This is a genomic window from Azospirillum sp. P4_B5 (assembly GCF_056402275.1).
On record NZ_JBFUHT010000126.1, the window covers coordinates 1 to 1,496 of the forward strand.

A 1,496-nucleotide genomic window follows, 5' to 3' on the forward strand; every position below is an offset into this window, starting at 1 on the left:
CGTCACTACCGGGAATGCAAAGGTAATGAAGTTGCGTGAAGCCGCCCATCTATATGTAGTGGGTCGCCGTTTCGGTTGATGACGCCAGAACGACACGCTTTTCTGGCCTGAACAGCGATTGCTGAGGCGGGATCCGAAGCGAGAACCGGAAACAGAGCGGGAAGGAGCGACGCCCGTCAGGCGGCCGTGCCCTTCGGCAGGCGCACGGGAGCCGCCGGGTAGCCAGGCGCGATTGGGTCGGGCCAGACCAGCCCGGAACCGCGCTTCAGCCGGACCTGTCGGCCAACGGCATGACGCAGAAGATCGGCCATCTGCTGCACGACCGGGTCGATGACGACGGCGGTCCGCGGGAGGCCGTCCTTGCCGACGTAGGCCCGGTGGCGCCGATGGTTCCAGCGGAAGGCGATCTCGTCGACGTAGCGCTGGAGATGCCAGTCGCCGAAGCGGTGGTAGACCCCGACCTTGGCCCGCTCCAGCTGGCCGCCGAAGGCATCGGCGGTGTTCGAGTGGACCTTGACGGTCGTCTTGCCGCGCCGTTCCTTGCGGACGAACTCCTTCGCCGAGTGGTTGACGGCGTCGTGCCGGGCGAAGCCCTTGGCGGCCGCGGCGATCGCCCGGTCCTGGTCGCTCATGATGTTGGCGGACGAGTCGATGGTGGCCGTCATCAACGGCTCGATGTCGGCTTGGCTCTCGCCCTGGACTACGGCCGCACGCACCTCGCCTTGCCGTTCGGTGGCGATGGCCACGATTGGCTTGGCCGATCCCTTGCCCGGCGGATGGTACACGTGCTTCTGCTGGCGCGGCGCGCCGCCAATGCGCTTGGTATCGACCTCGACGACGCCGGAAAGCGCAGGTTCGGCTTCGTGGCGCAGGTCCATGAGCTCGCGCAAGGCGTGCCCCATCTTCCACGCTGTCTCCTGGTCGACGCCGAGCCATCGGGCGTTGATGACCGAGGCAATGCCCTTGCTCGAGGTGACGACGAGGTAGAGCGCGACAATCCACTTGCCCAGCGGCAGCTTGGTCGCGTGCATCGGGGTGCGGGTCGTGACCGTGAACTGACGGAAGCAGTCGGCGCACTCGTGCACGCCCTCGCGCCGCTTGCGCTCGGTCTTCTTCTTCAGCGGCGCCTTGCGCTGGTAGGCGACGGCCTTCTTGTGCCGCCAGATATGGATGCTGCCGCAGTGCGGGCAGAACGCCCCGGTCGGCCAGACGAGGGCTTCGAGGAACTCCCGGGCAACGGCGTCATCGGCGAAGATCCGGCTGACCTCCATCACGTCGGGGACGTCGCCCAACCCGAAGCGTTTCGAGAGTTCCGCCAGATCCGTCATGCCGACCTCCGCCGAGGCCGGAATCCTACTGGAACGGCGCTGCTCTGACAATCAACATATTGATTCAACCTTATGTGGCTTTATCGCCTAGGCTGTTCCCGCGTATCGGGCAAGTGACTGATTTATATATAGAGCAATTTTATTACCTTTGCATTCCCGGTAGTGACG

The 1,496-nt window shown here is 64.7% G+C and carries 1 protein-coding gene; it reads right to left on the reverse strand.

Annotated features, from left to right (window positions below; translation table 11 throughout):
• Positions 1–176 precede the first annotated feature (176 nt).
• Positions 177–1,328, reverse strand: coding sequence for an IS1595 family transposase (locus tag AC1DVI_RS32305; protein WP_476961461.1), 1,152 nt, complete (start codon positions 1,326–1,328; stop codon positions 177–179).
• Positions 1,329–1,496: the final 168 nt, after the last annotated feature.